This is a genomic window from Paenibacillus sp. cl6col, from assembly GCF_900102125.1.
In the GTDB taxonomy this organism is placed as follows: Bacteria; Bacillota; Bacilli; order Paenibacillales; family Paenibacillaceae; genus Paenibacillus_B; species Paenibacillus_B suaedae.
This window is the reverse complement of the sequence record NZ_FNAZ01000001.1, coordinates 910,837-936,867: the sequence shown is the minus strand read 5'-3', so window position 1 is coordinate 936,867 and position 26,031 is coordinate 910,837. Positions and strand designations below refer to the sequence as shown.

The following is a 26,031-nucleotide window of genomic DNA, read 5'->3' as shown; positions in this document are numbered from 1 at the left end:
AAATATGAAGGGGTGCTCCGTTATTTGATGAAAGTTAAGGTTGGCTTACGGCCCATTGTAAGCAAGTTAAATATGCCCACTGTTTTGAAAACAGCGATCCTTCCAGGTGAATCAATTGAAAGATTATTTATTGCAACTCAAGTAGGTGAGATCTTTTACATAGGGGACGGGGATATAAGAACTTTTTTAGATATTCGCTCACGAATCATTACATTAGGTGCCTCTAATGGTGGGTATGATGAACGGGGATTGATAGGGCTAGCCTTTCATCCTGAATTTTATTTTAATGGTCTGTTTTATCTCCATTATTCAGTGGCGGGAACCCAAGGTCCAGGATCTCTTCCTGGTGAATTTGAATCTTTTAAGCCGAACCCGTGTGATCCTAAAACCTTAAACTTAAAGTGGATAAATCGAGAAACGCATTATGATCATATTGATACCGTTGAGGAATGGATTCTACATGCGAATGGACAACCTCAAAAACGGCGGACATTACTGAATATAAGAAGACCTTTTTTAAATCATAATGGCGTCAATAGCTTAAACTTCTCACCTGAAACAGGAAAACTTATTTTGACAACCGGAGATGGCGGATCAGGCTATGATCCATTTAATTTAAGCCAAACGGATATGGAAATCGCGGGTAAAATCGTTGAAATTGATATTTCCAAACCTACATTTATCGATAATCCGCCCGTAGTTACACGTTTTAATGAGCTGCCTGTGTCTATTCAGGAAACGCTTACGGTAATGGCCAAAGGGGGCCGCAATCTGCCAGGCATTGCATTTCAAAGGTTATCTTATAATCAGTACATCAAATACGTAGGAAGTGTCGGACAGGATCTTGTAGAGTCAATTTTTGCATTCATTCATTATAAACCCATACCGGTTACTCAGCTTGTTCAAGCTTCTTTGACTTTGACCAATTCTGTACTTGATCAAGAAGGATTTATTAACTTTGGCTGGCGAGGGTGGGAAGGCGCTTTTCCTACTTCGTTCATTACAGGCTGTTCTGCAGATCCGGCTTTGGATGAGAAGACAATTTCTTATTACGATGAAGCGATCACAACTTCAGTGCGGCGTCTTCCGCCTCTCATTAGTTATTTTCATAAAGATCCCCGAGCCGATAAGTTTGGAGGAACTGCCCTTACTGGAGTCCAGACCTATATGGGAAATGCAATCCCCGGTTTAACGGGAAGTGTTGTGTTTACGGATCTCGCCAGAAATGAAGGATCTCCCCCTCCAGTTAGAGGAGTTTTAGCTTATACCAGGGTAAGAACGGATTGTAAACAAAGTGATTTTAGTGTGATTGAAACCAATTATGATTTTGGGACTCAATCCGCTTATTATGTTAGTTTGGGCACGAATCTGAGTCAATCCAGACTGTATTTAGGGGTTTATGGTTCTGTAAAAGTGGCTGATCGTCACCAAGGAACTGTGTTTGAGATTGTTCCATGATTGCTGACTATTCCATTTTTAATAACGCCGGTAATAAGTGTTTTCGAAAGTATCTAACTTTAATATGAAAATAAAGTCCGATAATAATAGCTCTTGAGGATACATTATCCTTGAGAGTTTTTTTGTTTTACATTGTGTAATAGTTCATGGCTAAAATGATGGAGTTAATAAGAAGATATCTATTGAATTAGGTACTGAAGCCTATGTAGTAAATTTAGACTACTTACAATCAAAATCATGGTAATATATATGTAGTTAAATGTATATTAGCTTAAAAACTATTTTATTTTCGTTATAGATGAAAGGTTGGAAACGAAATATGCTAACAGGAGAAATCCGTAATAAAGTAGATAAAATTTGGACTGATTTATGGGCCGGGGGGATAACGAATCCACTAACGGTTATTGAACAATTAACGTATCTTATGTTCATTCGTTCTCTAGATGAAAAAGATTTGGAGGCTGAAAGCTTTGAAGCCTTAGGTGGAGATAAGCTTCCTAAAGTGTTCCCTGAGACCGAAGAAGGACAAGCGATGCGTTGGAGCAACTTTAAAAATAAAGATCCACGGATCATCTTCGATACCATCAATAATGATGTATTCCCGTTTATTAAAGGGATGAGTGAAGACCCAACAACGGCGTTTGCACGTTACATGCAGGATGCGATCTTTCTGATTCCTACACCACAGGTGTTGCAGAAGATCATTACAGGGCTGGACGAGCTCTATGAGCATGATATTAAAGATTTGGATATGCAGGGCGATTTATACGAGTACATGCTTGGAAAGCTGGCAACAGCAGGACAGAACGGACAATTCCGTACACCGAAGCATATTCGTGACCTGATGGTGCGTCTGATGGCTCCGACCCCTGATGATCGTGTCTGTGATCCAGCATGTGGTACGGCAGGCTTCCTGGTTTCTACAGCAGAGTATATTCGAGAGCAATATGAAGCAACGATGACAACGGAGCAATGGGAGCAGTTTGCCGGACACTTGGTCTCTGGGTTCGATACCGACCGTACGATGCTGCGTCTATCGGCGATGAACTTAATGCTGCATTCGATTACGAATCCACATATTGATTATGTAGACAGTGTATCGAAGCAAAATGATATTGCAAATGAATATACGATGATTCTAGCGAATCCTCCATTCACAGGAACGGTTGATGCTGACAGTATTCATGATAATCTGAAATCGATTTGCAACACGAAGAAAACAGAACTGCTATTCGTAGCCCTGTTCTTGCGTATGCTTCGCAAAGGTGGACGATGTGCTGCCATTGTTCCAGATGGAGTTTTATTTGGAGCAACCAAAGCGCACAAATCACTTCGCGAAGAGTTGGTAGAGAATCATAAACTAGAAGCGATCATTTCGATGCCAAGTGGAGTGTTCAAGCCCTATGCAGGGGTAAGTACAGCGATTCTCATTTTTACGAAAACGGATGCTGGCGGTACGGACAAAGTATGGTTCTACGATATGAAAGCAGATGGCTATTCTCTAGATGATAAGCGTGCACCGGTTGAAGATAATGATATTCCTGATATTCTAGCCCGTTTTCACAATCTCGATGCAGAGATGGACCGTCAACCAACGGAACAAAGCTTTATGGTGGATAAAGCTGCGATCGTGGGTAGAGGTGATAGTGGTTATGATCTATCTATTAATCGCTATAAAGAGATTGTGTATGAGAAGGTTGAGTATGATGCTCCGGCGGTAATTATGGATCGACTAGATCAACTTGATAAGGAGATTGCCTCTAAAATGCAGGAATTAAGGGGGCTTCTTGGTGAGTAAGTGGGAAAAGGTGAAGATCAAAGACATTGGACAAGTACTTACGGGAAATACACCGTCAACGAATAAATTAGAATATTATGAAAGTAACGATATTCATTTTTTTAAACCCAATGATTTAAATGATTCAATAGTACAAATTTTAGAAGGATCTACTAATTATGTATCTGAAAAAGCTAGATCGAGTATAAGAATTGTACCGAAAGGTAGTATATTAGTATCTTGCATTGGGATTATTGGTAAAGTAGGAATCGTTAATAAAGAAAGTTCTTTTAATCAACAAATTAATGCGATTATTCCTGATTTATTAAAAGTGGAACCAGAATACTTAGCTTATGCTTTATTGAGTATAAAGAATATCTTAAGAAATAAAGCTAATTCAGCAGTAGTACCAATTATTAATAAGAGTCAATTCTTGAATACTGATATTTCCCTCCCCCCTCTTGAAATTCAAAAACAAATAGCTCAAAATCTCGATACCGTTTCTGAACTTCTTGTTTTACGGAAAAAGCAATTAGAGGAATTGGATGGGCTTATCAAGTCTGTGTTTTATGATATGTTTGGTGATCCTGTTACGAATGATAAGGGGTGGCAGACAGTTAAGATTGGTTCTATTTTAAATGTTGAAACAGGTTCTACTCCTAGCAGAAATAAAAAAGAGTACTATGAATATGCTACAATACCATGGGTTAAGACAGGTGAAATTGAACAAGGATATATTTACAACACCGAAGAAAGAATAACTCAAGTTGCTATTGAAGAAACGAACTGCAAAATATTACCCGAAAATACAATATTAATTGCGATGTATGGACAAGGAAAGACAAGAGGCAAATCTGGAATTCTCAAAATAAGTGCAGCAACTAATCAAGCATGTGCTGCGCTGTTGCCAAGTAATGGAATTGATACCGAATATTTATTCAGATTATTGAGAGTTAATTATGATAATTTACGCTCGTTGGGGCGCGGAGGTAATCAAGAAAATTTGAATTTAAGTATTATTAAAGACTATACAATCGTATTGCCACCTATATCCCTACAAAACCAATTTGCATCCATCGTTACCAAAATCGAAGAACAAAAATCTCTTGTCAAACAATCCATCCAAGAAACACAGCAGCTCTTCGATTCATTAATGAGCCAGTATTTTGATTAATACTTCCATGAGGTGAACAAAATGACTGCCAATTTTACGTTTTTGAGTGGACTAGCAGAATATGAGATGTTTGCTCCTGCTTGCATCGAAGCTGAACGTGTGCTTGCGACTTCCCCAGCAATGTCTGCTGTGGGAAGCCGTAAGGCTTTAGAGCTTGCGGTGAAATGGGTATACGCCGCAGACAAGTCGATACAGATGCCGTATAAGGACAATTTACAGTCTCTCATTCATGAACCTACATTTCGTTTTGCCGTTGATTCGCAGACATGGAGTAAGATCCCTTATATTATTAAGCTCGGTAATCTAGGTGTTCATACTAACAAGAACATCACACATAGTGAAGCAGTGTTGTCTTTAGCTTCACTATTTGAGTTTATTCAATGGATAGATTATTGCTATGGGATGCAGTATGAAGAACGTACCTTTAATGAACAATTGATTCCTACAGAGCAAGTTCAATTGGATGTACGTCGCATTAAAGAACAACAGGGACTCTTATCTGACAAAGAAAGTGAAATTGAACGTCTGCGTGCCCAGATAGAAGCATTAAGTAAGCAATTAACACAAGACAAGGAACAACATCAATCCGAAAGAACGTTTACTCCTCAAGACCTCTCAGAATTCCACACACGCAAAAAATATATTGATGTTGATCTTAAGTTATTAGGCTGGACCATCGGCGACGATGCTCAGGAAGAAGTCAAAGTCGAAGGAATGCCGAATGCGGAGAATATTGGCTATGTTGATTACGTCCTCTATGGACGTGATGGACTTCCCCTTGCTTTAATTGAGGCAAAACGTACATCCATTAATCCGAAAATCGGTACGCAACAAGCCAAATTGTATGCGGACTGCCTAGAGAAGAAATTCGGTCAACGCCCTATTATTTTTAATACAAATGGTTTTGAAACATACATATGGGACGATCTCTCGTCTCCACAGCGCGTAGTTAGCGGAATATTCTCACGAAATGATCTGGAGAAGCTAATGAAGCGACGTACTCAGAAGCAGTCTTTGGAACAAATCGTTATCAACGATAAAATTACAGATCGCTATTATCAAAAGGAAGCAATTCGTGCCGTAGGTCATCATATCGAGAAAGGTCATCGCAAGGCCCTTATTGTGATGGCGACGGGGACAGGGAAAACCCGTACGGCATCAAGTTTAACAGATGTTCTATCTCGTGGTGGTCATGTGACGAATGTATTGTTCTTAGCGGATCGGAAGTCCTTGGTAAAGCAGGCGAAGGATGATTTCAAGCAATACTTACCTGATATGACGCTATGTAATCTATTAAGCAATAAAGAAGATAAACTGGCTCGCATTGTATTTTCGACGTTTCCTACGATTCTGAATGCGATTGATACAGCGAAGTCAGAAGACGGTCAGCGGCTTTACTCACCAGCTCATTTTGACCTTATTATTATTGATGAAGCGCATCGTAGCATTTTTAAGAAGTATCGTGCGATATTTGAATATTTTGATGCCATATTGTTAGGTTTAACAGCTACTCCAAAGTCAGAAGTGGATCGCAATACGTATGAATTTTTTGAAATGGAACGTGATGTCCCTACCTATGCCTATGATTATGAGACTGCCGTCGAGAAGGATAAGGTGCTCGTGCCTTATTACAATATTGAAGTGCAAACGAAGTTTTTAGAGCAAGGAATAACATATGATGACCTCTCTGAGGATGATCGTAGTCGCTATGAAGAAGATTTTGTAGATGAAGATGGTGAATTGCCTGAAGAGATACCAGCCCCAGCGCTTAATGAATTTATTTTCAATCAAAATACGGTTGATCGTGTACTAGAAGATCTTATGACGCGTGGCATAAAAGTTGGCGGTGGCGATCTCATTGGCAAGACCATTATTTTTGCGCAAAATAAAAAGCATGCCGACTACATTCTGCAACGCTTCAATAAGTTGTATCCACAATATTATGGCCAATTAATACGCAAAATTACTTATGAAGATAAGTATGCTCAATCATCTATTGATGAATTTAAAGCAGCGGATAAAGCACCGTATATCGCAGTATCGGTTGATATGCTGGATACAGGAATCGATGTGCCAGAAGCCGTTAATCTTGTCTTCTTCAAGCGTGTTCGCTCCAAAGCAAAGTTTTGGCAAATGATTGGACGAGGTACACGATTACGGAAAAACTTATTCGGTGAAGGTCAGGATAAGACACACTTCATGATATTTGATTATTTAGGGAACTTCGAGTTCTTCCGTCAAAATAAAGAAGGCTTACAAGGTGCAGAGACATTAAGTTTGTCCGAGTTAATTTTTTCGAAGCGTATAAGGCTGATTCAGCAATTACAGCATGCTAATTATCTAGGTGAAGATTACCAATTATTGCGTCAGCAACTCATTCATGAAGTATGGAGTCAAACTAATGCATTAAATCTCGAATTGATATCGGTCAAAATGCAGCTCCAATATGTTGAGAAGTTTAAACGTAAAGAAGTGTTCGTAAGCTTATCTGATAGCGACGTGCATGAGTTGAATACGAATCTTGCTCCGCTCGTGTTTATGGAAGATCGAGATGAATATGCAAAGCGTTTCGATAATCTGATGTATGGCTTAATGCTCGGTGCGATGGAAGCAAATAAACAATTCAAGCGCAATAAAAAACAACTGATGGAAATGGCGCAAGTTCTGCAGACCAAGGCTACCATTCCGAAGGTCAAAGCTAAAATTGCTCTTATTAAATCGATCGATACCGACGAGTTCTGGTCTGATTCGGGGATTTTAGATTTTGAGAAAGTTCGTGTGGAGTTACGCGATCTAATTAAGTTCATCATTGACGAAGGCAATGATCGTATTGTCTATACGAACTTACAAGATGAAATTCTGGGAGAACGTATTGGTGAAGCATTAGATGCTGCCTATGACTTTGAGGATTATAGACTTAAGGTCAATCGATATATCGAGAACAATAAAGATCATCTTGCGATTCATAAGCTGCGAAATAACTTGCCTTTAACTGCAAGTGACTATGCAAGCTTGGAGAATATTTTTACAGGCGAATTAGGTACTGCGGAAGATTATGAACGTGAATTTAAAGATACGCCATTTGGTCTGCTCGTTCGCAAGATTGCCAAGCTTGAACATGAAGCAGCCATGCAGGCATTTTCGAGATTCATTAACGATCAGTCACTTACGCAAGCTCAAATTGTGTTCGTTCGTAAAGTTATTGATTATATTGTGGAGAATGGGTATATCGAAGCCCCTTCTGTTCTGATGAAGCCCCCTTTCGATCGCCCACAGAGCTTTATTAAGTTGTTTGATGGTGTAAAGCAGAAACAACTTGTGGAGTTGGTAAATGCGGTGAAGGAGAATGCGGTTAGGGTTGTATAGGCTGTGAAGGTAGCGACTTTAACTACATTATTTTGGGCTAATTATTTGAATTAGTAATAATCAAATGTCATATAAGAGTCGAGCAGATTCAGGATTATTTCTTGGCATTTGCTCGGCTCTTCTTTTTGTGGCAGAGGATCAGAAATGGGGGACGTGTTCACTCAAGCGTTTCTTGTGTGATTCTAATCGGTATTGTCCATGTGAATAATGATTACATCGCTGAAAATAGTGAAGCGGGTATGGTATTATAGGGGGTGGTATTAACACCCAATTTTTATAAAGGAGAGAGCTTCTCATGATTATCGAGTTCATTCGTTTGCGTTAATTTGAAGCACGTATCATCTACTCTCTTTCATTTTTTGAAATAGTCATGAGTATATTTGAGTTTCTTTTTTGCTTGAACGAATTCGAATGAAATGGGGAGTTATCTCGTGAGTGAAAAGATAAGAAAAATCAATGGCGTTGAGATATGCACAGAGAGTTTCGGCAATCCGAATCATCCAACTGTCTTGCTGATTATGGGAGGCATGTGTTCGATGATTTATTGGGACGATGAGTTCTGCCAAGGTTTGGCTGATTCGGGTCGTTATGTGATTCGATTTGATAACCGAGATGTGGGACGTTCCATTACCTATCCACCCGGGGAATCCCACTATACCGTTGTGGACATGGCTGATGATGCAGTTGGGGTGCTTGATTCATATGGGGTTGACCAAGCGCACATCGTGGGATTGTCACTAGGTGGCATGATTGCACAGATCATTGCAGTAAAACATCCGCAAAGAGTTCTAACGATAACTTTGATTGCCACAACAATCTTTGGATCTGATGATATCGACAGAGGGTTGCCTCCGATGGGTGAGAAGATTCTTGCTCATCATGCAGATGCAGCGACATTGGATTGGTTGGATGAAGAGGCGGTTGCAACATACTTGGTCAACGGCTCTAGACTGATGTGTGGTGCCAGGCATCACTTTGATGAGCATAGAGCGTATAAGCAAGTAAAACGCGAGATCAAACGAGCGAATTATCTAGTCAGTATGTTGAATCATGGACTACTGAAAGGTGACGATGCATACGAAGGAAAGTTAAAGGAAACCCATGTACCTGTTTTGGTTATTCACGGCACGGGTGATACAATTCTTCCCTTGGAACACGGTGTTGCACTTGCTAATGAAATACCAAATGCATCCTTGTTAACGGTTGAGGGAATGGGGCATGAAGTACACTTAGATGATTGGGATACGATTATTCAAGCAATTTCGAACCACACATCGTTGGAGTAATCGTGAATGGCAGTCAAATTGTTAGCTTACGAAATAATAGAGCGCAACACATGGTTTGCAACTAGATAGTGCCTTTTAGAGTGTCCTTTTGTTTCATTAGGGCACTCTTTTTTTAGAGGTTGGGGAACTGAACGTCGCTGCTTCAAGAGCCTGCTGACTGATTTTATATTATGGAAATTTTTAGATGTTAAAAAGCAATAGCGGCAGTCTAAGACTGTATTTTTCAGTTGGAGACTGCCGCTGGTTTTATATTGAAGTAAATGTAACACTTTATTTCCTATAGACATCTGTTTCATCAGCCTGCCGGAGGCAGGTCGGTCAGCATATCCGCTAAGTCGAGAAAAAAATCTCCCGTATTTTTTAGGCCCAATCCAACGATATCGAGATGATCCCAGGAATCCATGAGTCCTAAGTAGTTCCACTTTCCAATCTGCGGCTTTCCTTGGTAAGTAATGATTTGATCGTTTGATCCGTTTTTCGGGCCGTCCATGGAAATCGTATTTACCAGCCCATCATTTGGCCACCATTCCTCATCAATGACTACATGCCCTGGGGAATCGTACGCGAAGGAACCGACAAAATAGCTCGGCGGCAGCAATAACGGATTCATGAGCAGCTTTGGCGCATGCCATCCCGATAGCGGGATACGATACGATTTGTTGGTGGCGATCGAGAAATAATAGACGCTCGGATTTGCCTGTATTTGCTCGTTGAACTGTTTGGCCCCGTCAGGACTTAAATCCCACAGTGAGCTGTCTTTTGATATTCTCCAAAATTTACTGTTTATTACCCGTTGGAAATAATCGAAAAAGGAATCATCGGGCATTCGCTTCAATCCCCATTGATCCAATTTGAAATCATATAGGGGGTGCTCTGCATTGCCAGAAGCTGCGGCAATCAAGCCAATCAGCTGGTGGATGAAGGGAACTACTCCCCCTACAAAATGTGTAAAGCTGGTGCCATCATGCGGCGCGGCGAGGGAAACGAGGCTGCTAACATACAGAAGTGGTTGATCACTGAACAACGGGGATAGATCAGATGCATCGGTGATAGCACGTTCAGAAGCATCTCCTTTTTCCAATAGATGAATCAGCATGCGTGCGGTTTGTCCTCCCATGCTGTGTCCAATTACATGAATTTGCTTCGGACGCCCCGTATTCGGGTCGATCTCTCCCCATGATGGATACATCCCTTCATACGATCTGCCATATCGCTCGTGACCGTACAGTTCCGAGTGGGCTCTGCCATAATCTACGGTTCCCCCTTTAATTTGCGCATACAACTCACAGGCTCGATCCCAATTGCTCGATACCGTTCCTATCGCAGCTGTATATACCGAATGACCGTGTTTCCTTAATTGTTCTTGAATATCGCCCAATCCTCCCCAGTATTTAAACGAAAACATCTCGTCTCTTCCCCAGCCTCCAAATCCATGAACCAGCACGATAGGGAAGTCATTGTTAGCAATGGCATTGTTGACAATGGCATCGTCAGCCTCCGCGTGAACAGACGGCAAGTTGTTAGGAAGAATAGAGTAAAAAAGAATAAAGAGTAGCAAAATGCAGCTTGACAGTTTACGGATCATAAAATGCCTCCTATCTAGTTTTGTAATCGCTTTCAAATACAGTTGCTCTCAAACTTCCGCTATTCTTTCTGTTCTAGCATTGCTGGATTCATGAAGATACAAAAGGAGATTTTTGTGGTGTGTTGCCGGAATGGCGTGTTGAGGGGGACAGTTAGCATGATGTTATACATATACATTTACCATATGAACCTATTATTTACAACTATGTAAATTAAATATTTGCAAGTAAATAGCTTTTTGAAGCATTTGTCATCCAGTGATAGTTTTGGAGAGTTGATTAGCGAGGAGTGCGAAAGAAGCAGATATAAAAGGGAGTAAAGAATGGGCTGAATCCACTAGCAACGATAGGGAAACGGTACAAATGGGTTTGGGAAAGGGGCTGCTGAATGAAAAAATGGAGCCGTCTCTATGCCATTGTTAATGACCTGTGAGACGGCTCCATCCTTGTATGCCCCGGGGAGGTTGCGGTGGAACTGGAGGTTTTGTGCTTCCGTAGCGAGCTTCGTGTTACGAAAGCTGCTTATAGCAGCGAAGGCGAGGTTGCAGAGCAGCGGGCAGCAAGGGGGAGTGATTTCCAAAACGAGGCGTTTAGCTAATTTGACTCTATGTTCAAAAATGGGTTTGAATCGGATCCCCTTACGTGAACTGCTCTGCTTCCGTCGAGTCTGTGTAGGCGGTTGTAGATGAAATACCGCCCGAAATCGCTTGTGCCACCTCGTCGAAGTAGCCTGTGCCGACCTCACGCTGATGCTTAACCGCTTCATAGCCGAGCTGTTCCAAGGCGAATTCAGCCTGCTGCAGGTCGGAGTAGGCGGCCATGCCGCGCTCCTTGTAGCCTTGCGCCAGCTCGAACATGCTGTAATTGAGCGCGTGGAAACCGGCTAGTGTCACGAACTGGAACTTGTATCCCATACGTCCAAGCTCGCGCTGGAAGCCCGCGATTGCCTTATCGTCCAGCTTCTTCTTCCAGTTGAAGGAAGGCGAGCAATTATAAGCGAGCAGCTTGCCTGGATATTTGGCATGGATCGCTTCGGCGAATTGACGTGCTTCATCGATGTTCGGCTCGGACGTCTCGCACCAGACGAGATCTGCATAAGGCGCATAGGCGAGACCGCGCGCAATTGCCTGTTCAATCCCAGCACGCGTATAATAGAAGCCCTCCGGAGAACGCTGTCCTGTCAGGAATGGCCGATCGTACGGATCGACATCGCTCGTCAGCAGTTGGGCCGCATTGGCGTCAGTACGTGCGATAATCAAGGTGTCCGTGCCCATAACGTCGGCAGCCAAGCGAGCTGCAATCAAATGACGAATGGCTTGCTGCGTAGGCAGGAGCACCTTGCCGCCGAGATGCCCGCACTTTTTCTCAGAAGATAGTTGATCTTCGAAGTGTACGCCTGCAGCTCCTGCTTCAATCATCGCCTTCATGAGCTCGAATACATTGAGCGTCCCTCCGAATCCAGCTTCGGCATCTGCCACGATCGGGGCAAAAAAGTAGGTTTCATTTTTACCTTCCGCATGTTGGATTTGATCAGCCCGCTGTAGGGCTTGATTAATCCGCTTCACGACCTGCGGCACACTATTGGCCGGATATAAGCTCTGATCGGGATACATATGACCCGACAGGTTGGCGTCTGCGGCTACCTGCCATCCGCTTAAGTATATGGCGGGCAAGCCAGCTTTTACCTGCTGCACGGCTTGATTCCCCGTCAATGCTCCAAGCGCGGGCACGAATTCTTCGGTATGCAGCAGATGCCAGAGCCGTTCGGCTCCCATCTGGGCTAACGTATGCTCCACCTGGACAGAACCGCGAAGCCGGATCACTTCATCGGCAGAATAGGTACGCGTTACGCCTTCCCACCGTTCTCCTTTCCATTTCGTCTCCAATTGTTGAATCGTATGCTTATCCGTCACGGCAGCCATCTCCTCATATTCAATGATTTCATCCCAGCAATTCATAGCCCATCACCGTCAAAAACTCGCTGCAAGTTTCTTCGCTAATCAAATTTACGAACAATTGCTTCGCCTCAGTGAATCTGCGGCCCGCGAAGTCATCTTGGCCGATTGACTCTTTAATCTTGGACATTTCTTCTTCCGTCAGCTTCAACACAAGCTCAAGCGTGATGTCGTTTCCATTCGTAAGCCGGCCTTCCGGATGACGAATCCATTGCCACACCTGAGTGCGCGATATCTCGGCCGTCGCCGCATCCTCCATAAGATTGAAGATCGGTACGGCGCCGAATCCCCGCAGCCATGCTTCGATATATTGCAGACCGACACTGATATTCGTCCGCAGTCCCTGCTCGGTAATTGTGCCTTCTGGTAAAGCGAGCAGGTCGCTTGCCGTGACACGGACATCTTCACGTTTTTTCTGAAGCTGGTTCGGCCCCTTCATCTGTTCATTGAATATTTCCATTGCGATCGGAACGAGTCCAGGATGGGCAACCCAAGTTCCATCATGGCCGTCATTTGCTTCGCGTTGCTTATCGGCGCGCACTTGCTCCATTGCCTTCGCGTTAGCCTCGGTATCATTCCGAATTGGAATTTGGGCTGCCATGCCGCCCATGGCATGCGCATCGCGTTTGTGACAGGTACGGATGACGTACTGCGTGTACGCCCGCATGAACGGCACGGTCATCGTGACCTGTGAACGATCGGGGAGCAGCGCATGTCTATGACGGTTCAGCCGCTTAATGAAGCTGAAGATATAGTCCCAGCGACCGCAGTTCAAGCCAGCGCTATGCTCCCGCAGTTCGTATAAAATTTCATCTGCCTCAAATGTGGCCAGAATCGTCTCGATGAGCACGGTTGCTTTAATCGTTCCTTGAGGGATGCCCAGCTCTTGTTGGGCGAACACGAATACATCGTTCCATAGTTTTGCTTCTTGGTGGGACTCCAGCTTGGGAAGATAGAAATAAGGTCCGGATTGATTCTCGATGAGGGTACGAGCATTGTGGTAGAAATAGAGTCCGAAGTCGACAAGGCTGCCTGAGGCGTTTTCTTCGCCTATGCGAATGTGCTTCTCCTCCAAATGCCAGCCACGAGGACGAATTAACAGGTAAGCGGTTTGTTCGTTCAGGCGGTAGGCTTTGCCCTCTGGGCTCGTAAAGGTGATTGTACGACGAATGGCATCGCGCATATTGATTTGGCCGCGGATCGAATTGTCCCATGTCGGGGAATTCGCGTCTTCGAAGTCGGCCATGAATCCTTTGGCGCCGGAATTGAGCGCATTGATGACCATTTTTGCATCCCCGGAGGGGCCGGTTATTTCCACCCGTCGGTCTTGGAGATCGGAAGGCACAGGAGCGACGCTCCACTCACCGTCCCGAATGTGCTTCGTTTCCGGCAGGAAGTCGGGGAGTTCGCCGGCATCCAGTCGGCGTTGGCGCTCGGCACGGTCAGAGAGAAGCTCTAATCTGCGGGCATTGAACCGTTCATGGAGCTTTCCGAGGAACTCGAGTGCCCCAGGCGTCAAAATCTCGGCGTACGGTTCAGGCATGTGTCCGAGTACAACAATTTCCTTGCAATTGTTAACCGGCATTTTGGACATGACTAATTACCTCCCTCTGCTGAAAGCCGGACTCAAATAGGCGGCTTGCAAAATATTCGTGATCGAGTCTTGCTCATTGAATTCGTAATCCAGGCTGCCGCTTCCGTTGCAGCGCAGGCAAGGCGTGATGCCATGCCCCTGGCATGAGCCACATTGGTGGCCGCTCTCCTGTTTTCCGTGTCCTTCGCATTCCAAACATTCCATTTCTCCATTGCCATGACAGTAGTAGCAATCCATTCCAAACGCCTCCTGAGTCATTTAGGTTATCTGTTATAATACAGATTTGTCATTCGTTGATCTGTATTATAACAGAGCTTTTAAAAATGAAAAGCCCCTTTTTTAAGAAAATTTTCCAGAATTAAAGGTCGATCCTAATAGGGGTGCGGCTTTGGGCTGAAAAAATATTTTTTATTTACACGGATTAAGCCAATATATCCTTCATCTCATTAACATCCGCAAACTGAAGAGAAGCAAAGGGGTTAGCTCCGATATTTGGGGTAGGTGACTGCTTGGTTGCATTGCCCGGCACATGGTTTATTCTCAAAAAAAAGGTCGCAGAGTACCCGGCGGTTTGCCGATTCTCTGCGACCTTTTGGTATATCTTTTATTTATTTTCCTTCCTCATCGGCCGAGGGACCATAGAGGCCTGGCAGCGGAATATCGAGTAATCGCAAATAAACCCCGAGCTGTGCCCGGTGATGGATCATGTGGCTTATTCCGAAGGTGCGAAGTGCGATCGCCCGCGGCTGGCGCAGGATGATATGATCGCCGTTTCGTAAAGTCCATTCCTCGGCAAGCGCGTTCTCGTCACATTCAGCTAACAACCTTTCAAGCTCCACGACATTTGTATCGAATTCCTTCAGCACGGCTCCACGTTTTTCCAAAGCTTCTCGACGATTCGGCACGGTTGAAAGATCGAGTTCCGGGTAACGAAGAATTGCGATTTGCCAATTCAGCAGGTTAATCAGGTGCGTGGCTAGCCCGCCTAACGACATCGATTTCACATGCGGCTTCCACGTCAAATGCTCTTCGGGTAAGCGCTCGAGTATGCGCCGCGTTGTGGCCAGTTCTTGCATGGCATCTCCGACGATTAATTGTTTTACCATTGATTTTTCCTCACTCCTTCTATGGCTAGAATACTATACAACCAGTCGAATGGAAAAGATCCCCTGAAAGCATTTTGACATACATTTGCAACATCAAAACTTGTTGGATATGATTATCCGCAAAGCGTTTCTAGTGTAATAGAACAATAATCCCTACAGTTGATAAATGGACGTCACCAAAGCACTGAAGGATAGGAATTGGTGTACTGACAATAATGTTATGTAAAAATCAGTTTTCATTTTAGGAGAGAGCGACATGGAAGTTTTTTCAGAATATTTAGAAAAAATTGAGCACCCACAGCATCGGGATCGAACAGAAGAGGTTTTGGCTTGGATCATTCAGAAATTTCCGAATTTAATGCCCAAAATCGCGTGGAATCAGCCTATGTTTACCGATCATGGCACATTTATTATTGGCTTTAGTGTATCCAAAAATCATTTAGCTGTTGGCCCGGAAAGGGCTGGGATTATTCATTTTTCTGATGAAATTGAGCAGGCTGGCTATGAACAGACGAAGCAGTTGTTTCGTATTCCGTGGAGTAGTCCGGTTCCTTTCTCATTACTTGAGAAAATGATTGCGTTCAATATTTTGGATAAGGCAAACTGCTCAACCTTTTGGCGAAAGTAATATCATGTATGATTGAACCCCCTTGAATGCCAAGGGGGTTATTTTATGCGTCAAGTGAAATGGAATAGGTTTGGTAATACGGATGACTGAATTGTATATTTTACCAGTATGTGTTTTTGATGTATAATTAGCAATTATAACCATCTCATTTCGGTCCAATCCCAAAGCAAAGTAAAGAGGAGATGGCGAAGCATGAAGAGATTTGGCATTCTTATTTTAGCTGCTACCTTAGGGGCAGGCTTCAGCAACAGTGTACATATTCAGGCAGCGGCAGCGGAACAAACTTCAATCAAAATCCCAACGAATTTGGCTTTAGGCGGGAAGGCAACGGCCAGCGGAGAGTACGCGCCACATCAAGGGAAGGATAAGGCATTCGATCAAGATGTTTTTTCAAAATGGTTGACGTTCAACAGCCCGGCATGGCTGCAATACGAGTTTCCTGACGCGAAAGTCGTAACCTCATACTCGATTACTTCTGCAGAGGACGAGCCATATAGAGACCCAAAAAGCTGGGTGTTAAAAGGCTCCAATGACGGGACAAGCTGGACTCAACTGGACGTGCAGCAGAATCAAAGCTTCACCTCTCGGCATCAAACGAAAACATATTCATTTTCCAATAAGACAGCGTATAAATTTGTGAAATTCGATAACTTTCATAATCAAAATGGAAGCGGAATGCTGCAGGTATCCGAAATCAAGCTATATGATGGCAGCTCAAAGGAATGGAGTACGACCAAGCCTGAGGTTGCGGCCAGTGGAGAAAAAAAGCCTAACCAAACCAAAGAGAATCTGGTGGACGGGACCAGCGTTACAAAATGGTTAACAAAAGATAATACCGCATGGCTCACATTCGATTTCGGCAAGTCGGTGACGATCGATGGTTACTCGCTTACGGCAGCTGATGATAGACCTGAACGCGACCCTAAAAGTTGGGTTCTTCAAGGATCGAACGATAATAAGAACTGGACTAGTATAGATAAGAAAAGCAATGAGATATTCAAGGTTCGACATCAGCGCATGTATTATCTTTTAGATAACAATACCGCAGCGTATCAATACTATAGACTCAGCAATATGAAAAATCATAGCGGAAACTCTATGCAATTGGGTGAGGTCGAATTCTCGCGTACGAATGATGTCGGGCATGCCATCAACCCAAAAATCGAAGTACAGATCCTTGATTCAACGAGTAAAGGTAAATTATTTAAGAAAGCTCTTCCCAATGCAGAGAAAGAAATATTGGCGGTCGCACGTAAAGTACATGAGATGTTATACAAGAGTCCGGCCGATGCGCCTGTAGATGTCAAAAAAATATTAGTTACGATAGTAGACGCTCCTGGGGTGGCTTGGACATCGGGAGATGCCACGCTGAAGACAGTAGGCTTCAGTGCGCAGTATCTGCAAAAGTTTGTAGAGAGCCCTGCCAAATCGCTGCGCGACGAAATAATTGGAATCCTTTATCATGAAATCGGTCATGTTTATCAATATAGCAATTTTGATGTAGAGGCAATAGCCGATAGCTTGCGTTATAGAGCGGGCTACCATGACCGTTATAGCGCGAGAAAGGGAGGAAGCTGGGAGACGCATGGGACAGCGAATTTCCTTCGCTGGATAGAGGATACGAAAAAACGAGGCTTCATTCGTGAACTAAATGCGACCCAGATCCCTTACAACATTGGAGGAGAAAATGAAAAAAGATTATGGAAAGAACGTCAAATCAAGTTGATTACCGGAACAGACGTGCAGACGCTTTGGTCACAGTATCAAGCGACACTTCCTAATTAGGTCTAAGCCAAATACACATACGTTACCCTCACTAAATGCTTGTCATCCGATAAAAAAGGAGCAGTTTGCTACGGCAACTGCTCCTTTTTGTATGCATCTATCATTCGTGTTCACGTCTGGGAGCAGAGAATCAGTTTACTTTTACAAACTTAAAGCCTCTCCACTCGATTACCGTATCGGTAGGGGAACTATTATCCTTTTCTGTTTTCACTTCTCTCTCCGCTGTAGCAATCATTTTCCCATTTTTATCGTATGCGCCAATCCAAAGTCGAAAATCAGTGTTACTTTTGAGCCAGTAGCCTGCTTGAGTAATGCCAAATGATGTTTGTCCTTTTGTGTCATATAATGGTACGACCTTCTCATCCTTCTTCAAGTCTCGAATAGAGACTTTATAAGTTGCAGCCCCACTTACTGCATTCCAGGACATACTATACATAACTACACTTTGCGCCATCACAGTATTAAAAGCAATCACATCATTACTTTTGTTTACACTTTGGGTGATTTCAGAAGCTGATACAGCTTGGCCAAATGCCAAAACGGAAGCGAACAGTGTTAAAGTTAACAATTGCTTCTTCATTTAAATGAGCCTCCTTAAAAATCAAATCAGTTGGTACATACTTACTATAATTCAATTTTTTTAACAAAATAGAGGATGATGGTTACTTCTTCTGGTGCTAATATTACTTTCTGGGAATTTAATTCAATTGTTCTGTACCCTCTCAGCGTGGAGCTCGAAAATATCTCATTCCAATAAAATTCTTAATAGCTATCAAATTTATCGACCATACCCGCCTTGCTTATGAAACGCAATAAGGTAAACCACGAACAACGATAACGAAAGGAGATGTGATATACTCAGGGGAACAATTTAGATAGCTTATAACTATATTGGAGGAGTAGTCGAGATGCTGTCGGAAAAAGTGGTCAATTATTGCAGAAGCAAAAACTGGTGGTTTGAAGACATCGATGAGGAGTATAAAAACGCATTAGTAAAGTTAGGCATTGATCTGGGTTCGGATTTTGCTGCGTTTTATTTGCATGCAGAGGAAGGGCCAACTTTCTATAATAGACGATATGAAATCTATCAGATTTGTTGGTTTATGATTAATTCTTCGGATTATATGCTAGCAATGGAGAGTGCTCATGCCGTTTTAAACCTGCCTGAAGAATATATTCCATTGGATAGCTTTGAAGGGGAATACGGCTTTTTTTATAATAGGAACACAGACGAAGTGATAGGCTTAGGATTGGGCCAGCAAATGGAGGACTTTTATGCTGGTAAACTGGATTCGCAATGGAAAAGCTTTAATTCCTTCCTTGAGTGGTATTTTGAACTGACAGATTCGTGAATAGACTACATAAAAAAGGGCCGCCATACCGCTGCAATGGAGCTAACCTGATGGTGGAATGCTCCGAACGAAGATGGCATGACGGCCTTTTTTCAAACGTTAAATCAAGGCCATGAACGCTCGCCTTTCATTACTTGTGCGCCCATTTCCAGATCACTTGTATTCTTGAAGTTTGGATAGTCTTTTTTCATCGCTGCAATCAGCTCAGCTGAATTTTTGGACTGTTTAGCCGCTTCTTCAAATTTTGCAATATAGTCACGAGTGAAGGTGACACTGGACGTATTCTCGGAGCTCTTGCCTAGGTAATGGCCAGGGATAACCCGTTCCGGCTTCAGATCAAGAATCTGCTTTAAAATCTCCCGCCAGTGGTCACGGCTCTCTGGGGTCTGGTTGTCTGCCATCCAGACATGCAGGTTCTCGTAGATAGGTACGCCGCCCAAGATTGTTTTTTTCGACGGAACCCAAAGGACGGTGTGAGACGGATCAGAACCGTTAAGACCGACCACCTGCACAGTTTCACCATCGACTGTCAGCTTATCCCCGTCAAGAACTTCAGGCACGATCAGCTCTGTCGGAGCGTTTTCTTTCAGGATTGGGCTCCAGAAGTCATTCTTAATCTTGATGGTTGCCTTAATTCCTTCCACGGTTGCTGGAGTAGCAACGATTTTTACGTCTGGAAATGCCTTGCGGATTGCCGACAGGCCGAAGTAGAAATCTGGATCCTTATGGCTTACATAGACCGTAGTCAGCTTCTTTCCCGTGTCTTGGATCATTTTGACCAGCTTTTCGGCGTTGCTCTTTTCGAACTGTGCATCGACGAGCACGACCTCTTTCGGCCCTTCGATTAGGCTTGAACTGACAGAGAAGAGGCCGTTTTCTCCAGGATTGAATGGCGTGATCTTCAGTTCAGCCGCCTGCTTCTTAGGTTCTTCTTTGCTCTCGTTGTTTGTCGTGTTCGCTTTACCGGCGCATGCACTCAGCACTAGTGTGAAACAAAGCAATAACATAACTCCTATAGATGATTTTTTACGAAACATCTTAAAATCTCCCTCTTTCTTGTATTGATTACGATTATTGAAACCGCAACGTAATGCTATCCAGCGCAAGCTTCCCTTCTTATTCACCTAAGCAAAATTAAACGCGTTCCAAATCTGACCTTCACCACTAATGTCACCAGTTCAAATTGATCCCCAAAGTAGGTAAAGTATGCCCGAATGAGTTCATGTACATTCTGTATTCCCTATGTTTGGCTGCATACTTCGTCAAAGCTGGGCGTGAAAAATGAGATCTCGTTGTAACTATATCAGTTACAACAATTCCAAAAAAAATGGACTAACTATTATATATTGAAAATGTTCGAACATAAAGTGTGCACCTTGGTTGGGACAAGCAGCGAAAAATGCAAATCGCGTAGGGAAGGTTTCTGTTTGCAGCACTCACTGGTTGTAACCATTATAGTTACAACTAGTTAAAATCGTCAAGAGGATTCTTTGAAATGTTATGAATTACCTGATTCGTCTCATGATGAGATGTGGATTGGAAATGAATAGGGAGTTCCTTGTTCTCTATTTGGCGGGTTAATTATGGTCATAATGATGAGGGGACGAGGCCATTGTCGTTTACTATCCGCGAGAAACAGATCTAACTAATCGCTCAAAAATATTGCATAGTGAACTCATGCCGAGATGGCGAGGCGATGCCAATTCCAGTTCAACTTCGGGAACGAAGTGAAATGGTTTGTCACATAAAAGAGAAAATGCAACACCTCCAAAGCGCAGATGGATATCTGTCTTTGGAGGTGTTTTTATTTCAAATAGATCGATTGTGAATGGATCCTCTAAAATATGTCTTATGCGTTACCCTCGCTGCGAGCCAGTTCCTTCCGTACGAGCGGGGCGACCTTGGTGCCGAGCAGTTCAATCGAGCGCATGATATCACGGTGCGGAATTGAACCAATGTCACAGTGCAGGAAGAAGCGCGTCACGCCCAAGTTGCGATGGAGCAATACGATTTTCTCAGCGACGTGCTCTGGATCGCCGACATAGAGGCAGCCTCGCAACTTGCTGTCCTCATCGAAGGTTGCGCGTGTGTACTGAGCTCCCCAGCCACGCTCACGTCCGAGCTTGTTCATCATGGCTTGTGTTCCTGGGAACAGAAGATCCGCCGCCTTCTCGGCAGTATCGGCTACAATGCCATGCGAGTGGGTCGCGATTTGCAGCTTGTTTACATCGTGTCCAGCTCTTCCCGCGGATCTCTTATAGAGCTCGACAAGCGGCGCAAAGCGCTCCGGCATGCCGCCAATGATCGCATAAGCAACCGGCAGCCCGAGTGTGCCGGCCCGGACGGAAGATTCAGCGTTACCGCCGGTGGCAATCCAGACGGGCAGAGGATCCTGAACGGCCCGCGGGTACACCCCAAGATTGTCTATGGCCGCGCGATGGCGGCTTCCTCGCCAGCTCACTTTCTCCGACTCACGAATAGCGAGCAGCATTTCCAGCTTCTCTTCATACAATTGTTCGTAATCATTCAAGCTATAGCCGAACAGCGGGAAGGACTCGATGAACGAGCCACGGCCCGCCATAATCTCGGCGCGTCCGTTCGAGATGGCATCGAGAGTCGCAAACTGCTGATAGACGCGTACCGGATCGTCCGAAGACAGGACAGTCACGGCGCTAGTTAGGCGAATATGCTTCGTCTGGGCTGCTGCTGCCGCCAGGATGACCGCTGGAGCAGAAGAGGCATACTCATACCGATGGTGCTCGCCGATGCCGTAGACATCAAGACCAACTTGATCGGCTAACACAATTTCCTCGACCGCCCGACGTATTCGTTCGGTATGGCTGATGCGCTCGCCCGTCACCGGATTCGTCGATGCCTCCAAAAAAGTACTAATTCCAATTTCCAGATCAACAACCGGTTTATCGGTCATCGTGTTCGCCTCCTTTATCAATACCACTATATAAACCATAGTAACATATGTATTGTTAGTTTGAAAGGATCGAAAGCCTACCTGTTTGTTGTTGCTCTCGTTGAAGGTTTACTTTCATCTTGCCCGCCCGTCTGCGTTCCAATCCACCGTTCGTTTTAGAGTATGCCGTTCTATATGTAAAGTTAAGTAAACATATTCATTGCCTATAACCCTGCTCTTTCCAATGCTATGATATTTCATATCAGATGCGCAGCTGATGTTAATGATGTAGCTTTTTAATAAAGTTCGATTAAAAGTAAGTTGCAAACGCTGATTTTATACAGAAAGAAACCAACTGTTTTGAAACAAAGTTTGATCAAAACAGTTGGTTCTTTATTTATCTTGTTTGGTTTTTATAAAAAAGTTTGATTATTTCGTGATGCGAATATTCAATTAAAGCACCCGTTAGCACAATAAGGGGACTCGTCAGATTTATGCGGATTTACAACGATAAGACTTCAATTTTTATACACGATTTTATTCATCAAAGACGATGGTGCAACATTACTTCAAATACTTCAAAACCTTTGCTATGACTTACTTTTAACCAAAAGTGCATAAAACAATGCATAAACAATGTTCATAAGAAAAGCCACGAACGTTGATTTAACAGCATTAGTGGCCCTTGAGTTCGTCTCCAAACTTTGATTTGGGAACGTTATTTTGTATAGATTCGTATATTGAAATTTAATTATTGGTTAAACTCGGTTAAATTTTTGCTAAAACCCGTACTCTTTCCTAAGTATCCTAAATTTTTATAAAAATTATGTGCAGCGATTCGTTCTTCTCTATTTCCACTGTTTAATGTAATTGTTATACAATGATTCTTTTTTGCCCAATCTTCAACTGCCAACATAAGACTTTGCCCAATATTTTTCCTGCGAAAATCTTCGTGTACTACTAGTGCTAAAACTCTTACATATGGCTCATCAAATTCATAAGCAGTTTGTTTACACATTCCTACGAAACCAACAAGTTTATCGTTGATTTCAGCAACGAATGTTTTATAATCTGGCAAATTTAAAATTTTATTAAATCTTTCTTGAATCTTTAAATTTGAAGATGGATAACCTAGATAATTCATTAAATCATCTAACTTAGGAATATCTTCTAATGTCATTGGACGGATATTCATAAATTTCCCCTCTCACTATTTCTTTATATCCCTAATCATTCGCTATACATTTTAATAACTGCCCCGTTAGTTTAAGTACATTTCATCACAATCTCTATAGTTACATTAACATAAATATCCAACAAAGAATCATCTAACCTCTAAGAAATTTACAGGGGAAGGATGATTTTAATCAAACTTTATTACAAATTATCGTTCTTTATTATAAATAATCAATCTTTATTACAAGCTACAAATGAACTTGAAAATAGAAGGGACGATCAAATGATGGGCAAGGATAATATCATTAAAGCAATGCTCTCTGACAAGGTAAATATGACACCTAGTGGATTTGTTGCAGATGAATTAAGTCCTGAACAGTTTGCAGATCGTTACTGGTGAGGAAAAAAGGTCGTGGGGTGAGACGTCTGGTTACCGAGATCAACTCCAAAGACGCAACCTTATGATTCGCAATAAGTATACTCATGGGGTTAAGGTGTCGGAACTTGCGGACGAATACTTTTTATCGTTACCCGACAGAAGACTCCCACTTCTAAGCGTGGCGAAAGTGGGAGTAGTTCAACCTTGGATTCTGTCAAAAAAATCGTTTATCTGAAGAAAAACGATAGAAATTTAACCTATGCCCCGACTGTGGAGTCAGCTGTACAGTATGCAAATGCCGGGATGTTAGAAGAATGGATTCAATGTTATCTGCTGTTTACCCATAAAGTCATTCCCTTTCAAAATGATTTCATGAAGGGGGAGCATCTATGTATCGGCGTTGTGAAGTTTCCACTGCGACTCATTCAGAGTCAAGTATTAAAGCTCGATGAAAAACACGCGACTGAAGATGACGGGCATGCAGCCGCTCTACCACCACTTCTTCTTCAATATGAAGAAGGTAAATTTCATTGCAATTTTCAGATAAAGTTATTAACCACATTAAAAAAACGTAAAGTAGATGCTTATCCAACGATAATTGTTATGAAAGGAAATGAAGATTATAAAAGGTTTATGAAATACTACGGAACTGTGTTCTTTTATGTGGATAAAGTATGATCGCGATAGAGGGCCATCCTTTGCGGGATGGCCTAAAACTACGAGGAGATGCCCGCTTGGTGTTTGATTATGAACTCGGGACTAGTTACATACTCCATGTAATTTACCACTCCGTTGAACTCCAAATAAGCCTGATAGCGTGTACGAATAGCTGGATGTGTAATGAAATCAAGAACTCTTTCTTTCGCCACCCAGCGGCTATCGGTTGTTTCTTCAGAAACCGCTAACTCCCCACCAACAGGTTTACATACGAAATCAAATATAACCTGGGTAGGAACATCAGTCACACCATCATACCACTTAAAAATGCCTGTATTCGAATAGACACCAATCAAATAGCTAACTGTAGTGTCTATTCCGCTTTCCTCTTTAATTTCACGTACTAAAGCATCCATTAGATTTTCTCCAATTTCTACTTGTCCACCAGGGTAAACCCACCCCCCGTCACGAGTTTTTACTAAAAGGATATTCCCTTGCTCATCCTCCACAAATCCACCTGCGGATACGATGTGCGTTGGAAATGGCATAGTACGACCTCCTTATTCGGTAATGTTTGTATATTCATTCCACATCCTTCTTGTGCTTTCCTTCCCGGTCCCAGGTCTAGTCAAAATCCCGACGTTTGCACGTCTCTCTCAAATCTTTCCTCGATTACAATTATGTATGAACATAATTCGTATAGATCGTTAGATTATAAATGAGATATGACTAGGGAGCTGAGACTGTGAAAAAGGTAAGGAAAGTTCTTCTATATGTAGGGATAGCTATGATATTATTGGTCGGGATAGCGTTGGTTTTCCCCACATGGACTCCTAAAATAGAAGGGGAAAATAGTATAAGCGTACTTGAGGAAGTCGAGATAAATGGAACCGGCCATGAATTGCTGATACGAGGTCAGGATAAGAATAATCCGGTTGTTATTTTCATACACGGTGGGCCAGCTGTACCGGAAATCCCCTATGTAACCAAATACCAAGACCTATTGGAGAAGCACTTCACGGTTGTCCGTTACGATCAGAGAGCCGGAGGGAAGTCGTATCACTTTGGGGAGGATTATTCCAGCCTGTCTACGGATTTATTAGTGAAAGATGTACTGGCTCTGACAGATTACATATCGGCCCGTTTCCATCAAGAGAAGGTTATATTAGCGGGCCATTCCTTTGGAACTTATATAGGCATACAAGCTGCGCAGCAAGCACCTGAGAAATATAAAGCCTATATTGGCATCGGACAGATGTCTAATGTTACAGAAAGTGAAAAGGATGCATTGCAGTTCACGCTTGATCAAGCAAAAATGAGCGGCGACACAACCGATGTGGAGTTCTTGCAAGGATTAACGGAAAAGGTGCAAAGCGGAGAACAATTAACTCCACGCAATTATGTGCGCAAATATGGCGGCACGGCAAGATTGATTGATGTGAATGCTGACATGGATAGAGGCTTGTTCGGACCGGAATATAATTTGCTGGATCGCATCCGTTTTTATCGCAGTGTCTCGAATGCACAAGAAGTATTGATAGGGCAGGCATTGAAGAAGCCATTGCCTACATTTGTTACCAAGCTGGAAGTACCGGTCTATTTCATTATGGGGCAGTACGATTACATGACATCTGCGAAAGCAGCCAAAACGTATTTTGATCAAATCGATACAGTTAAAAAGGAATTTATCACATACGATCAATCCGCTCATTATCCACAATTTGAAGAAAAAGAGAAGTTCTCGCAATGGATGGTGGATTCGTTCGCAAAATAATGGATTCCAGCACTAAAGTCGAACCCTTGTTCATGACTGCCGCTAATCCAATGAATGACTCAGGCATTGTATG

General features: G+C 43.0%; 22 protein-coding genes. 12 read left to right on the top strand and 10 right to left on the bottom strand.

The annotated features are described in order from the left end of the window. The first annotated feature begins 24 nt into the window (after positions 1 to 24). The 5 genes from BLS15_RS04005 (at position 25) to BLS15_RS03985 (ending at position 9,061) form a co-directional block, all read left to right on the top strand. Positions 25 to 1,458 carry a PQQ-dependent sugar dehydrogenase gene (locus BLS15_RS04005; protein ID WP_090510104.1) on the top strand — a complete coding sequence of 478 codons (1,434 nt, stop codon included), beginning with the start codon at positions 25 to 27 and terminating at the stop codon, positions 1,456 to 1,458. 319 nt (positions 1,459 to 1,777) lie between these two features. Next, complete coding sequence (locus tag BLS15_RS04000) at positions 1,778 to 3,256, top strand: type I restriction-modification system subunit M (protein ID WP_090509994.1); 1,479 nt, start codon at positions 1,778 to 1,780, stop codon at positions 3,254 to 3,256. Next, positions 3,249 to 4,409, top strand: a complete 1,161-nt coding sequence (locus BLS15_RS03995; RefSeq protein ID WP_175460708.1) for a restriction endonuclease subunit S — start codon at positions 3,249 to 3,251, stop codon at positions 4,407 to 4,409. The genes BLS15_RS04000 and BLS15_RS03995 overlap by 8 nt, the downstream gene beginning before the upstream one ends. Positions 4,410 to 4,430: 21 nt before the next feature. Next, on the top strand, positions 4,431 to 7,775 hold the full coding sequence (locus BLS15_RS03990; protein WP_028532597.1) for a DEAD/DEAH box helicase family protein: 3,345 nt from the start codon (positions 4,431 to 4,433) through the stop codon (positions 7,773 to 7,775). 431 nt (positions 7,776 to 8,206) lie between these two features. Then, the gene (locus BLS15_RS03985) at positions 8,207 to 9,061 is read left to right on the top strand and encodes an alpha/beta fold macrolide esterase (protein WP_021254033.1); all 855 of its coding nucleotides are present in this window, start codon (positions 8,207 to 8,209) and stop codon (positions 9,059 to 9,061) included. Positions 9,062 to 9,356: 295 nt separating this feature from the next. Here BLS15_RS03985 and BLS15_RS03980 read toward each other — a convergent pair whose 3' ends face one another. Beyond that, a complete protein-coding gene (locus tag BLS15_RS03980) occupies positions 9,357 to 10,646 on the bottom strand; it encodes an esterase/lipase family protein (RefSeq protein ID WP_028532596.1) in 1,290 nt (429 codons plus the stop codon). 467 nt (positions 10,647 to 11,113) lie between these two features. Here BLS15_RS03980 and BLS15_RS29755 point away from each other — a divergent pair, with 467 nt between their 5' ends. Then, positions 11,114 to 11,242: a hypothetical protein gene (locus tag BLS15_RS29755; protein WP_268632723.1), complete on the top strand. Its 129-nt coding sequence runs from the start codon at positions 11,114 to 11,116 to the stop codon at positions 11,240 to 11,242. 40 nt (positions 11,243 to 11,282) lie between these two features. Here BLS15_RS29755 and aceA read toward each other — a convergent pair whose 3' ends face one another. The 4 genes from aceA to BLS15_RS03960 all read right to left on the bottom strand — a co-directional run bounded on the left by aceA (position 11,283) and on the right by BLS15_RS03960 (position 15,299). Beyond that, a complete protein-coding gene (gene aceA, locus BLS15_RS03975; RefSeq protein ID WP_036667137.1) occupies positions 11,283 to 12,566 on the bottom strand; it encodes an isocitrate lyase in 1,284 nt (427 codons plus the stop codon). 19 nt (positions 12,567 to 12,585) lie between these two features. After that, complete coding sequence (gene aceB, locus BLS15_RS03970; protein ID WP_175460707.1) at positions 12,586 to 14,193, bottom strand: malate synthase A; 1,608 nt, start codon at positions 14,191 to 14,193, stop codon at positions 12,586 to 12,588. Positions 14,194 to 14,199: 6 nt separating this feature from the next. Further along, positions 14,200 to 14,430 (bottom strand): hypothetical protein, encoded by a 231-nt coding sequence (locus BLS15_RS03965; RefSeq protein ID WP_021254037.1) that lies wholly within the window; start codon positions 14,428 to 14,430, stop codon positions 14,200 to 14,202. A gap of 371 nt (positions 14,431 to 14,801) precedes the next feature. After that, positions 14,802 to 15,299, bottom strand: coding sequence for a DinB family protein (locus BLS15_RS03960; RefSeq protein ID WP_028532593.1), 498 nt, complete (start codon positions 15,297 to 15,299; stop codon positions 14,802 to 14,804). A gap of 256 nt (positions 15,300 to 15,555) precedes the next feature. Here BLS15_RS03960 and BLS15_RS03955 point away from each other — a divergent pair, with 256 nt between their 5' ends. Then, positions 15,556 to 15,927 carry an iron chaperone gene (locus BLS15_RS03955; protein ID WP_021254039.1) on the top strand — a complete coding sequence of 124 codons (372 nt, stop codon included), beginning with the start codon at positions 15,556 to 15,558 and terminating at the stop codon, positions 15,925 to 15,927. A 192-nt stretch (positions 15,928 to 16,119) separates the two neighbouring features. Beyond that, positions 16,120 to 17,712, top strand: coding sequence for a basic secretory protein-like protein (locus BLS15_RS03950; protein ID WP_028532592.1), 1,593 nt, complete (start codon positions 16,120 to 16,122; stop codon positions 17,710 to 17,712). 130 nt (positions 17,713 to 17,842) lie between these two features. Here the strand turns inward: BLS15_RS03950 and BLS15_RS03945 are convergent, their stop codons facing one another. Continuing rightward, positions 17,843 to 18,292: a P-loop NTPase family protein gene (locus tag BLS15_RS03945; protein WP_021254041.1), complete on the bottom strand. Its 450-nt coding sequence runs from the start codon at positions 18,290 to 18,292 to the stop codon at positions 17,843 to 17,845. 328 nt (positions 18,293 to 18,620) lie between these two features. Between BLS15_RS03945 and BLS15_RS03940 the strand changes: the two genes are divergently transcribed. Further along, a complete protein-coding gene (locus BLS15_RS03940; RefSeq protein ID WP_021254042.1) occupies positions 18,621 to 19,064 on the top strand; it encodes a hypothetical protein in 444 nt (147 codons plus the stop codon). A gap of 104 nt (positions 19,065 to 19,168) precedes the next feature. On the opposite strand, the gene BLS15_RS03935 is transcribed toward BLS15_RS03940, so the two are convergent. From BLS15_RS03935 to BLS15_RS03925, 3 genes are all read right to left on the bottom strand, one after another. Continuing rightward, a complete protein-coding gene (locus tag BLS15_RS03935; protein WP_254777273.1) occupies positions 19,169 to 20,071 on the bottom strand; it encodes an MBL fold metallo-hydrolase in 903 nt (300 codons plus the stop codon). An 842-nt stretch (positions 20,072 to 20,913) separates the two neighbouring features. After that, positions 20,914 to 21,993 (bottom strand): LLM class flavin-dependent oxidoreductase, encoded by a 1,080-nt coding sequence (locus tag BLS15_RS03930; protein ID WP_021254044.1) that lies wholly within the window; start codon positions 21,991 to 21,993, stop codon positions 20,914 to 20,916. A gap of 730 nt (positions 21,994 to 22,723) precedes the next feature. Continuing rightward, the gene (locus tag BLS15_RS03925; RefSeq protein ID WP_021254045.1) at positions 22,724 to 23,167 is read right to left on the bottom strand and encodes a GNAT family N-acetyltransferase; all 444 of its coding nucleotides are present in this window, start codon (positions 23,165 to 23,167) and stop codon (positions 22,724 to 22,726) included. Positions 23,168 to 23,329: 162 nt separating this feature from the next. Between BLS15_RS03925 and BLS15_RS03920 the strand changes: the two genes are divergently transcribed. Together BLS15_RS03920 and BLS15_RS03915 are read left to right on the top strand one after the other, a co-directional pair. Further along, positions 23,330 to 23,548 carry a hypothetical protein gene (locus BLS15_RS03920; protein ID WP_021254046.1) on the top strand — a complete coding sequence of 73 codons (219 nt, stop codon included), beginning with the start codon at positions 23,330 to 23,332 and terminating at the stop codon, positions 23,546 to 23,548. A gap of 183 nt (positions 23,549 to 23,731) precedes the next feature. Next, positions 23,732 to 24,205: a hypothetical protein gene (locus BLS15_RS03915; RefSeq protein WP_021254047.1), complete on the top strand. Its 474-nt coding sequence runs from the start codon at positions 23,732 to 23,734 to the stop codon at positions 24,203 to 24,205. A gap of 38 nt (positions 24,206 to 24,243) precedes the next feature. Here BLS15_RS03915 and BLS15_RS03910 read toward each other — a convergent pair whose 3' ends face one another. Then, positions 24,244 to 24,732, bottom strand: a complete 489-nt coding sequence (locus BLS15_RS03910) for an NUDIX hydrolase (protein ID WP_021254048.1) — start codon at positions 24,730 to 24,732, stop codon at positions 24,244 to 24,246. Between the two features lie 197 nt (positions 24,733 to 24,929). Between BLS15_RS03910 and BLS15_RS03905 the strand changes: the two genes are divergently transcribed. Beyond that, a complete protein-coding gene (locus tag BLS15_RS03905) occupies positions 24,930 to 25,958 on the top strand; it encodes an alpha/beta fold hydrolase (RefSeq protein WP_090509982.1) in 1,029 nt (342 codons plus the stop codon). The last annotated feature ends 73 nt before the right edge of the window (positions 25,959 to 26,031 follow it).

Coding starts and splice junctions, on each gene's coding strand:
- BLS15_RS04000 (WP_090509994.1), top strand. CDS start 1,778: ATGCTAACAGGAGAAATCCGTAATAAAGTAGATAAAATTTGGACTGAT.
- BLS15_RS03990 (WP_028532597.1), top strand. CDS start 4,431: ATGACTGCCAATTTTACGTTTTTGAGTGGACTAGCAGAATATGAGATG.
- BLS15_RS03980 (WP_028532596.1), bottom strand. CDS start 10,646: ATGATCCGTAAACTGTCAAGCTGCATTTTGCTACTCTTTATTCTTTTT.
- aceA (WP_036667137.1), bottom strand. CDS start 12,566: ATGGCTGCCGTGACGGATAAGCATACGATTCAACAATTGGAGACGAAA.
- aceB (WP_175460707.1), bottom strand. CDS start 14,193: ATGTCCAAAATGCCGGTTAACAATTGCAAGGAAATTGTTGTACTCGGA.
- BLS15_RS03965 (WP_021254037.1), bottom strand. CDS start 14,430: ATGGATTGCTACTACTGTCATGGCAATGGAGAAATGGAATGTTTGGAA.
- BLS15_RS03960 (WP_028532593.1), bottom strand. CDS start 15,299: ATGGTAAAACAATTAATCGTCGGAGATGCCATGCAAGAACTGGCCACA.
- BLS15_RS03955 (WP_021254039.1), top strand. CDS start 15,556: ATGGAAGTTTTTTCAGAATATTTAGAAAAAATTGAGCACCCACAGCAT.
- BLS15_RS03950 (WP_028532592.1), top strand. CDS start 16,120: ATGAAGAGATTTGGCATTCTTATTTTAGCTGCTACCTTAGGGGCAGGC.
- BLS15_RS03945 (WP_021254041.1), bottom strand. CDS start 18,292: ATGAAGAAGCAATTGTTAACTTTAACACTGTTCGCTTCCGTTTTGGCA.
- BLS15_RS03940 (WP_021254042.1), top strand. CDS start 18,621: ATGCTGTCGGAAAAAGTGGTCAATTATTGCAGAAGCAAAAACTGGTGG.
- BLS15_RS03935 (WP_254777273.1), bottom strand. CDS start 20,071: ATGTTATTGCTTTGTTTCACACTAGTGCTGAGTGCATGCGCCGGTAAA.
- BLS15_RS03930 (WP_021254044.1), bottom strand. CDS start 21,993: ATGACCGATAAACCGGTTGTTGATCTGGAAATTGGAATTAGTACTTTT.
- BLS15_RS03925 (WP_021254045.1), bottom strand. CDS start 23,167: ATGAATATCCGTCCAATGACATTAGAAGATATTCCTAAGTTAGATGAT.
- BLS15_RS03920 (WP_021254046.1), top strand. CDS start 23,330: ATGATTTTAATCAAACTTTATTACAAATTATCGTTCTTTATTATAAAT.
- BLS15_RS03910 (WP_021254048.1), bottom strand. CDS start 24,732: ATGCCATTTCCAACGCACATCGTATCCGCAGGTGGATTTGTGGAGGAT.